Source organism: Microbacterium sp. 69-7, from assembly GCF_001897985.1.
In the GTDB taxonomy this organism is placed as follows: Bacteria; Actinomycetota; Actinomycetes; order Actinomycetales; family Microbacteriaceae; genus Microbacterium; species Microbacterium laevaniformans.
In genome coordinates, this window is record NZ_MKRU01000061.1 from 1 (window position 1) to 9,581 (window position 9,581).

Annotated in this window: 5 protein-coding genes and 1 pseudogene; all 6 read left to right on the plus strand. The window is 68.9% G+C overall.

The features are described from left to right. Positions 1-288 (plus strand): annotated as a pseudogene (locus BGN98_RS06115) (indole-3-glycerol phosphate synthase TrpC); the annotation flags it as partial. Continuing rightward, on the plus strand, positions 285-1,493 hold the full coding sequence (gene trpB / locus BGN98_RS06120) for a tryptophan synthase subunit beta (RefSeq protein ID WP_061683445.1): 1,209 nt from the start codon (positions 285-287) through the stop codon (positions 1,491-1,493). The pseudogene BGN98_RS06115 and the gene trpB, both read left to right, overlap by 4 nt. Further along, complete coding sequence (gene trpA, locus BGN98_RS06125) at positions 1,490-2,275, plus strand: tryptophan synthase subunit alpha (protein WP_061683444.1); 786 nt, start codon at positions 1,490-1,492, stop codon at positions 2,273-2,275. Before trpB ends, trpA begins: the two co-directional genes overlap by 4 nt. Positions 2,276-2,326: 51 nt before the next feature. Further along, positions 2,327-3,307: a prolipoprotein diacylglyceryl transferase gene (gene lgt, locus BGN98_RS06130; protein WP_036289488.1), complete on the plus strand. Its 981-nt coding sequence runs from the start codon at positions 2,327-2,329 to the stop codon at positions 3,305-3,307. Positions 3,308-3,417: 110 nt separating this feature from the next. Next, positions 3,418-8,019, plus strand: a complete 4,602-nt coding sequence (gene gltB / locus BGN98_RS06135; protein WP_502687816.1) for a glutamate synthase large subunit — start codon at positions 3,418-3,420, stop codon at positions 8,017-8,019. Then, positions 8,012-9,481: a glutamate synthase subunit beta gene (locus BGN98_RS06140; protein ID WP_288120244.1), complete on the plus strand. Its 1,470-nt coding sequence runs from the start codon at positions 8,012-8,014 to the stop codon at positions 9,479-9,481. The genes gltB and BGN98_RS06140 overlap by 8 nt, the downstream gene beginning before the upstream one ends. The last annotated feature ends 100 nt before the right edge of the window (positions 9,482-9,581 follow it).

Here is a 9,581-nt window from a genome sequence, read left to right on the forward strand (position 1 = left end):
GAGACGCACTCACGCGAGGAGCTGGACCGCGCCGGCGACCTCGGCGCCACGCTCATCGGCGTCAACGCCCGCAACCTCTCCACGTTCGAGCTGGACCGCGACCTGTTCGGCTCGCTCGCGGAGCATTTCCCCGCGGATGCGATCAAGATCGCCGAGTCGGCGGTGCTTGCGCCCGCCGACGTCGCGCACTATCGGGCCGACGGCGCCGATGTCGTGCTCGTCGGCGAAGCGCTCGTCACCAACGACCCCGTGACCACCCTGCACGCTTTCCTGGAGGCCGGATCATGAGCCTGCGCGACCAGCACGGACCCTTCTTCGGCGACTTCGGGGGACGGTACATGCCCGAGTCGCTCATCGCCGCCATCGACGAGCTGACGGCGGAGTACGAAGCGGCCAAGGCCGACCCTGCCTTCGCCGCCGAATTCGAAAGCCTGCTGCACTCCTATGCGGGCCGGCCGTCGGCTCTCACCGAAGTGCCCCGCTTCGCCGAGCATGCCGGAGGCGCGCGCATCTTCTTGAAGCGCGAGGATCTGAACCACACCGGCTCGCACAAGATCAACAACGTCATCGGTCAGGCGCTGCTGACGAAGCGACTCGGTAAGAAGCGCGTGATCGCCGAGACCGGCGCCGGTCAGCACGGCGTCGCAACCGCGACCGCAGCGGCCCTGTTCGGTTTCGAATGCACCGTCTACATGGGCGAGGTCGACACCGAGCGCCAAGCGCTCAACGTCGCCCGCATGCGGCTGCTGGGCGCCGAGGTCATCCCCGTCACGACCGGATCGCGCACCCTGAAGGACGCCATCAACGAGGCGTACCGCGACTGGGTCGCTTCCGTCGAGACGACGAACTACATCTTCGGGACGGCCGCCGGTCCGCACCCCTTCCCGGCGATGGTGCGCGACTTCCAGAAGATCATCTCCGAGGAAGCCCGCGCGCAGCTGCTCGCCGAAACGGGACGCCTGCCCGACGCGGTCGTCGCCTGCGTCGGCGGCGGCTCCAACGCGATCGGCATGTTCGATGCGTTCCTCGATGACGACGGCGTCAAGCTCTACGGCGTCGAGGCGGCCGGCGACGGCGTCGACACGCCCAAGCACGCGGCGTCCATCGAGCGCGGGCGCCCCGGCATCCTCCACGGGGCCAAGACGTTCGTCCTGCAGGACGAGGACGGCCAGACCGTCGAGTCCCACTCGATCTCCGCCGGACTGGACTATCCCGGTGTCGGTCCCGAGCACGCCTGGCTCGCCGACATCGGCCGCGCCCAGTACATTCCGGCGACGGATGCCGAGGCGATGGACGCGCTGCGCCTGCTGTCGCAGACGGAGGGCATCATCCCGGCGATCGAGTCCGCGCACGCGCTGGCCGGCGCCCTGCGCTTGGGCCGCGAGCTCGGACCCGACGCCCTCATCGCCGTCAGCCTGTCGGGACGCGGCGACAAGGACATGGACACGGCTGCGCGCTGGTTCGGCCTCTACGACGAGGGGGCAGAGGCATGACCTCGCGCGTGGCGGCCGCGATCGACGCGGCGAAGGCGGACGGTCGCGGCGCCTTCGTCGGCTACCTGCCGCTCGGCTACCCCGACCTGCAGACGAGCATCGACGCCGCCGTGGCTCTGGCGGAGAACGGCGCCGACGTCCTCGAGCTCGGCCCGCCCTACTCGGACCCCGTCATGGACGGTCTCGTCATCCAGGAGGCCACACAGGCCGCGCTGGCGGCGGGATTCCGCCTCCGCGACACCTTCACCGCGGTGCGGGCCATCGCCGACCGGGTCGATGTCCCCATCCTCGTGATGACGTACTGGAACCCGGTCCTGCAGTACGGCGTGGACCGCTTCGCCGACGACCTCGTGGCCGCCGGCGGCGCGGGTCTGATCACGCCCGATATCACCCCCGACTCCGCACCGGACTGGATCGCCGCCTCCGAGCGCACCGGTCTCGACCGCGTCTTCCTGGGCGCCCCGACCTCGACCGACGAGCGACTGCGCATGATCGCCGCGGCGTCGACCGGCTTCGTCTACACGGTGTCGACGATGGGTATCACGGGCGAACGCGCGGAGCTGGATGCCGCGGCGCGCACGCTCGTGGCGCGACTGCGCACCTTCGGTGTCGACCACGCCTGCGTCGGCATCGGCATCTCGACGCCCGCGCAGGTCAGCGCCGTCCTGGAGTACGCGGACGGCGCGATCGTGGGAACGGCCCTCGTCCGGGCGCTGCGCGACGGGGGCGTGGAGGCCCTCGCCGCAGAGACCCGCGCCCTGACGGCCGGCGCCGGGCGCTGACGCCTCCGCGGCGAGACGTGACGGCACCGGCGGCGAAGTAGACTGCCCCTCGTGCTTTCCTCCGCCTCCGTCGTCGCCAGCATCCCGAGCCCGCCGATCAGTTCCTTCCAGGTCGGTCCGCTGACGATTCACTTCTACGCCCTGTGCATCCTCGCGGGCATCGTCGTCGCGGCTTTCATGACCAACCACCGTCTCACCAAGCGTGGCGCGGAATCGTGGGTCGTCATCGACATCTGCCTGCTCGCCGTGCCCCTGGCGATCATCGGCGCGCGCGCCTTTCACGTCGTGACCCACTGGGGGTTCTACTTCGAGCAGGGACGCGAGTGGTGGAACCCGTTCGTGCGCGACGCGATCTGGAACGTGTGGGACGGCGGCATCGCGATCTTCGGCGCGCTCATCGGCGGCGCGATCGGCGCGTGGCTCGGCTGCAAGTGGACCGGCATCCGGTTCTGGACCTTCGCCGACGCGCTCGCTCCGGGCCTGCTGCTCGCGCAGGCGCTGGGCCGCTTCGGAAACTGGTTCAACCAGGAGCTGTACGGGCTTCCCACCGATCTGCCCTGGGGCCTGCAGATCGACTACCCGAACCCGGCCTGGCCGGTCGGCCTCCCCGCCGGAACGCTCTTCCACCCCACTTTCCTCTACGAGGTCATCTGGAACACGATGGGCGTGATCGTGCTGCTGTGGGCTGGTCACCGCTTCCGCCTGCAGTGGGGTCGCCTGTTCGCGTTCTACCTCGTCTGGTACAGCGCAGGTCGCATCGTGTGGGAGAGCATCCGCATCGACCCGAGCGAAGTGTTCTTCGGTCTGCGCACCAACGTCTGGGCGGCGATCTTCGGCGTGCTGGTGGGAATCGTCATCTTCGCCGTGCAGACCCGCCGCCACCCGGGCTTCGAGCCGTCGCCGTACATGCGCGGTCGTGAGCGGGGCGGGGCTGTACAATCGCAGAACACCGATGAATTCGTGGACGTCAGCGCACCCCCGACAGCCGAATCCATCGCGGACGCAGCCACAAGCACTGTCACGTCGAAGTAGCACCGCCCCGATGCGCACGATGCTTCGACTTCTCCTCCGCTGAATACACCTCCGCTGAATGCCCAGGGCCGACGTCGTCCCCGATCAGTTTGACCATGAGGACGGTTGCCATGGCTTCGAGCCCCCGTCGTGAGAAGACCCACGAAGAACCCGAGATGCGCCCCGCATCGGGTTTCCCCGCCAAGCAGGGGATGTACAACCCCGCGTTCGAGAAGGACGCCTGCGGCCTGGCGATGGTCGCCACGCTGCGCGGAGAGCCCGGGCATGACATCGTCGAGCTCGCGCTGACGGCGCTGCGCAACCTCGAGCACCGCGGGGCCATCGGCTCCGACGCCGGTACCGGTGATGGCGCCGGCATCCTCACGCAGATGCCCGACGCGTTCCTGCGCGCCGTGGTGGACTTCGAGCTGCCCCCGGTCGGGCAGTACGCCGCCGGCATGGCGTTCCTTCCGCTCGACGAGGCCGCCCGCGCCGACATCAAGGCGGGCGTCGAGCGCATCGCCGAGACCGAGGGTCTGACGGTGCTCGGCTGGCGCGACGTCCCGACCGAGCAGGAGCACCTCGGCAAGCTGGCATACGAGGCCCGCCCGCACTTCGAGCAGCTCTTCGTCTCGCGCCCCGCCGTCGGTGACGCGCCCGCCCTGAGCGGGATCGAGCTCGACCGGCGCGTCTACCGCCTGCGCAAGCGGGCCCGTCGCGAGCATGACGCCTACTTCGTGTCGCTCAGCGCGCGCACGCTCGGCTACAAGGGCATGGTCACGACGCTCCAGCTCGAGCCGTTCTACCCCGACCTGCAGGACGAGCGCTTCCAGAGCGAGCTGGCGGTCGTGCACTCGCGCTACTCGACCAACACGTTCCCGTCGTGGCCGCTCGCGCAGCCCTTGCGCATGCTGGCCCACAACGGCGAGATCAACACCGTCGGCGCCAACCGCAACTGGATGCGCGCCCGTCAGTCGCAGCTCGAGTCCGAGCTGATCGGCGACATCCGCCCGCTGCTGCCGATCTGCACCGAGGGCGCGAGCGACTCGGCATCCTTCGACGAGGTGCTCGAACTGCTCACCCTGACGGGACGCAGCCTGCCGCACGCGGTGATGATGATGGTGCCGGAAGCCTACGAGAAGCAGGCCGACATCGCGCCGGACCTTCGCGCGTTCTACGAGTACCACTCGATGCAGATGGAGCCCTGGGACGGCCCCGCCGCCCTCATCTTCACCGACGGCACCCTCGTCGGCGCGACGCTCGACCGCAACGGTCTGCGCCCGGGTCGCTGGACGGAGACCACCGACGGACTCGTCGTCATCGGCAGCGAGACCGGTGTGCTCGACTTCGCCCCGGAGCGCATCAAGCGCCGGGGGCGTCTGCGCCCCGGACGCATGTTCGTGGTCGACACCGCCCAGCGTCGCGTCATCGAGGACGACGAGGTCAAGGCTGAGCTGGCCGCACTGCAGCCGTGGCAGGAATGGCTGGATGCCGGTCGCGTGCGCCTGAAGGAGCTGCCCGAGCGCGAGCACATCGTGCACCCAATCGCCTCGATCACCCGCCGTCAGCGCACCTTCGGATACACCGAGGAGGAGGTGCGCATCCTCCTCACGCCCATGGGACAGAACGGCGCCGAGCCGCTCGGCGCCATGGGATCGGACACGCCGATCGCGGTGCTCAGCAAGCGTCCGCGCCTGCTGTTCGACTACTTCGTGCAGCAGTTCGCGCAGGTCACCAACCCGCCGCTGGACTCGATCCGTGAAGAGGTCGTGACCTCGCTCGCCCTCGGGCTCGGCCCCGAGCGCAACCTCCTGGAGTGGGGCCCCGAGCACACGCGCACGATCACTCTGGACTTCCCGGTGATCGACAACGACGAGCTCGCCAAGCTGCAGAACATCGACAAGGCGCTGCCCGGGCGTCGCTCCGTGACCATCCGCGGCCTGTATCACCTGGAGCACGGCGAGGACGCGCTCGAGCGCCGCCTCGAGGAGATCTCGGCCGAAGTGGATGCCGCGATCGCCGACGGCGCCGAGTTCATCATCCTGAGCGACCGCGACTCCAACAAAGATCTGGTGCCGATCCCGTCGCTGCTCATGCTGTCGGCCGTGCACCACCACCTCATCCGCCAGGAGAACCGGATGAAGGTCGGTCTCGTCGTGGAGGCCGGGGACGTGCGCGAGGTGCACCACGTCGCCACGCTCATCGGCTACGGCGCTTCGGCCGTCAACCCGTACCTGGCGATGGAAACCGTCGAGTACCTCGTCCGGGCCGGGTTCATCACGGGGATCACCCCCGAGAAGGCCGTCAAGAACCTCATCTACGCGCTCGGCAAGGGCGTGCTGAAGATCATGTCGAAGATGGGCATCTCCACGGTGTCGTCGTACGCCGGGTCCCAGGTCTTCGAGGCCGTGGGCCTGTCGGAGGAGTTCGTCCGCAAGTACTTCACGGGTACCGAGACGAAACTCGGCGGCGTCGGGGTGCGCGAGATCGCGGTCGAGAACCAGGCCCGCCACGATTACGCGTATCCCGAGGACGGCGCGGCACGCGCACACGAGCGGCTGTGGACCGGCGGCGAGTACCAGTGGCGCCGCGACGGTGCACCGCACCTGTTCACGCCCGACACGGTCTTCCGCCTGCAGCACTCGACGCGCACGCGGCGCTACGACATCTTCCGGGAGTACACGAAGCTCATCGACGACCAGGCGGCAGAGCTCAAGACGCTGCGCGGGATGTTCCGACTGAAGACCGGCGTGCGTCCGCCCGTACCGATCGACGAGGTGGAGCCCGTCTCCTCGATCGTCAAGCGTTTCTCCACGGGTGCGATGAGCTACGGCTCGATCTCGAAAGAAGCGCACGAGACCCTCGCCATCGCGATGAACTCGATCGGGGCGAAGTCGAACACGGGTGAAGGCGGCGAGGATGTCGAGCGCCTCCTCGACCCGCAGCGTCGCAGCGCCATCAAGCAGGTCGCCTCGGGGCGTTTCGGTGTCACGAGCATGTACCTCACGCACGCCGACGACATCCAGATCAAGCTCGCCCAGGGGGCGAAGCCGGGCGAAGGAGGCCAGCTGCCTCCCGGAAAGGTCTACCCGTGGATCGCGCGGACGCGCGGCGGCACCCCCGGCGTCGGCCTCATCTCGCCCCCGCCGCACCACGACATCTACTCGATCGAAGATCTCAAGCAGCTCATCTTCGACGTCAAGCGTGCGAACCCGAAGGCGCGCGTTCACGTCAAGCTCGTGAGCCAGTCGGGCATCGGGGCCGTCGCGGCGGGAACCGCGAAGGCTCTCGCCGACGTCATCCTCGTCTCGGGGCACGACGGCGGCACGGGCGCGAGCCCGCTGAACTCGCTGAAGCACGCCGGCACGCCGTGGGAGCTGGGTCTGGCCGAGACGCAGCAGACGCTCATGCTGAACGACATGCGCGACCGTGTCGTGGTGCAGGCGGACGGTCAGCTCAAGACCGGCCGCGACGTCGTGATCGCCGCGCTGCTGGGCGCCGAGGAGTTCGGCTTCGCCACCACCGCGCTCGTGGTCGAGGGCTGCATCATGATGCGCGTCTGCCACCTCGACACCTGCCCGGTCGGTGTGGCGACCCAGAACCCGGTGCTGCGCAGCCGCTTCACCGGCAAGCCGGAGTTCGTCGTCAACTTCATGGAGTTCCTCGCGCAGGAAGTGCGCGAGTACCTCGCCGAGCTGGGCTTCCGCTCGATCGAAGAGGCCGTCGGCCACTCCGAGATGCTCGACATGAACGGCGCGATCGACCATTGGAAGGCCAGCGGACTCGATCTGACGCCGATCCTGGAGGGCCCGGCGTTCGCCCAGGACGTGCCGCGTCGCCACCTGCGCAACCAGGAGCACGAGCTGGACCATCACTTCGATGTACCGCTGATCGAGCGCGCTCAGGACGTCATCGCCCACGGCGGGCACTTCTCCATCGACCTGCCGATCCGCAACACCGAACGTGCCGTGGGCACGATGCTCGGCAACCGGGTCACCCTCGCTCACGGCGAGCACGGCCTGCCGGCGGGCACCATCGAGATCAATCTCACCGGCTCGGCCGGTCAGTCCTTCGGCGCCTTCCTGCCGTCGGGCATCACCCTGCGACTCGAGGGCGACTCGAACGACTACGTCGGCAAGGGATTGTCGGGAGGCGAGATCATCGTCCGCCCGCCCCGCGGCGCAACCTTCGATGCGGCACAGAACGTCATCGCGGGCAACGTGATCGGCTACGGCGCCACGCAGGGCACGCTGTTCCTGCGCGGAGTGGTGGGGGAGCGCTTCCTCGTGCGCAACTCGGGGGCGACCGCCGTCGTCGAGGGTGTCGGCGACCACGCGCTCGAGTACATGACCGGCGGCCTGGCCGTCATCCTCGGACCGACCGGGCGCAACCTCGGAGCCGGCATGTCGGGCGGCACCGCGTACATCTACAAGCTCGACCGCGCTCTCGTGAACCGCGAGGCGCTCGCCAGCGGCGAACTCGAACTGCTGGAGATGGGTTCGGGTGACGTCGAGATCCTGCGCGATCTCCTTCAACGGCACGTGACCGAGACCGACTCGGTGCTCGCAGCCGCTCTCTTGGACGATCTCGAGGCCGAGGCCGCGAACTTCGTCCGTGTCCTGCCGCGCGACTACGCCGCGGTACTGCAGACCCGCCAGGAGGCTGCCGCCGAGGGGCTCGACCCCGACAGCGACGTCGTCTGGACCCGCATCCTGGAGGTGACCGGTGGCTGACCCGAAGGGCTTCCTGAAGACCACCGAGCGCGAGCTCCCGGCGCGCCGGCCGGTTCCCGTGCGCATCATGGACTGGAAAGAGGTCTACGAGCCGGGCGACACCGCCGTCCTGCGTCGTCAGGCCGGCCGCTGCATGGACTGCGGCATCCCGTTCTGTCACAAGGGCTGCCCGCTGGGCAACCTGATCCCGGAGTGGAACGACCTCACCTGGCGCGGCGAGGGTCGCGCCGCGATCGAGCGCCTCCACGCCACGAACAACTTCCCGGAGTTCACGGGGCGGCTGTGCCCGGCGCCGTGCGAGAGCTCGTGCGTGCTCGGTATCAACCAGCCGGCGGTCACGATCAAGCAGATCGAGGTCTCGACGATCGACGAGGCCTTCGCCAACGGCTGGGTAGAGCCCGAGCCGCCGGCGCGGCTGACCGGCAAGACCGTCGCGGTCGTCGGCTCCGGTCCGGCCGGACTCGCCGCAGCCCAGCAACTGACACGCGCGGGCCACACCGTCGCGGTGTACGAGCGTGACGACCGCATCGGCGGTCTGCTGCGCTACGGCATCCCCGACTTCAAGATGGAGAAGCGCCACCTCGAGTCACGCCTGCGTCAGATGCAGGACGAGGGCACGCGATTCCGCGCGGGCGTCGAGATCGGCAAGGACATCTCCTGGAGCGATCTGCGTGCCCGCTACGACGCGGTCGTCATCGCCACGGGAGCCACACTCCCGCGCGAGCTCGCCATCCCCGGGCGCGACCTGGCCGGTGTGCACTTCGCGATGGAGTACCTCATCGAGTCGAACAAGGCCGTCGCCGGCGACCAGGTTCCGCAGCAGATCCACGCCGAGGGCAAGCACGTGATCGTCATCGGCGGCGGTGACACCGGTGCGGACTGCATCGGAACCGCGCACCGCCAGGGCGCGCTCAGCGTCACGAACCTCGCCATCGGCAAGCAGCCGCCGGCGAACCGGCCCGACCACCAGCCGTGGCCGATGACGCCGACCGTCTTCGAGGTCTCTTCGGCACACGAGGAGGGCGGGCAGCGCAGCTTCCTGGCCTCGACGGTGGAGTTCCTGGGCAACGAGGCGGGAGAGGTGCGCGCTCTCCGCGTTGCGGAGACGGAATACCTGCCCGACGGCCGCCGGGTACCTCGCAGCGGCACCGAGCGCGAGATCCCCGCTGACCTCATCCTCATCGCGATGGGTTTTACCGGCCCCGAACGCACCGAACTCGAATCGCAGCTCGGTACCGTGTTCACGGGCCGCGGCAACGTCGAGCGCGGCGATGACTACCAGACGACCGCGCCCGGCGTGTTCGTCGCCGGAGACGCCGGTCGTGGACAGTCCCTGATCGTCTGGGCGATCGCGGAGGGTCGCGCCGCGGCGGCGGCCGTCGACGAGTACCTCATGGGACGCACGAGCCTGCCGTCACCGGTGCGCCCGACCGACGTCGCGATCGGCCTTCAGCCCGCGTAGGCTGAAATCACCCCCGAACAACCCATAGAGACCGGAGAGTCTTCAGTGAGACGCGCGAAGATCGTCGCAACCCTGGGTCCGGCCACCGAATCGTATGAGA

What these genes read in the sequence shown, in the direction of transcription:
- trpB (WP_061683445.1), top strand. Translation starts at nt 285, where the DNA reads ATGAGCCTGCGCGACCAGCACGGACCCTTCTTCGGCGACTTCGGGGGA.
- trpA (WP_061683444.1), top strand. Translation starts at nt 1,490, where the DNA reads ATGACCTCGCGCGTGGCGGCCGCGATCGACGCGGCGAAGGCGGACGGT.
- gltB (WP_502687816.1), top strand. Translation starts at nt 3,418, where the DNA reads ATGGCTTCGAGCCCCCGTCGTGAGAAGACCCACGAAGAACCCGAGATG.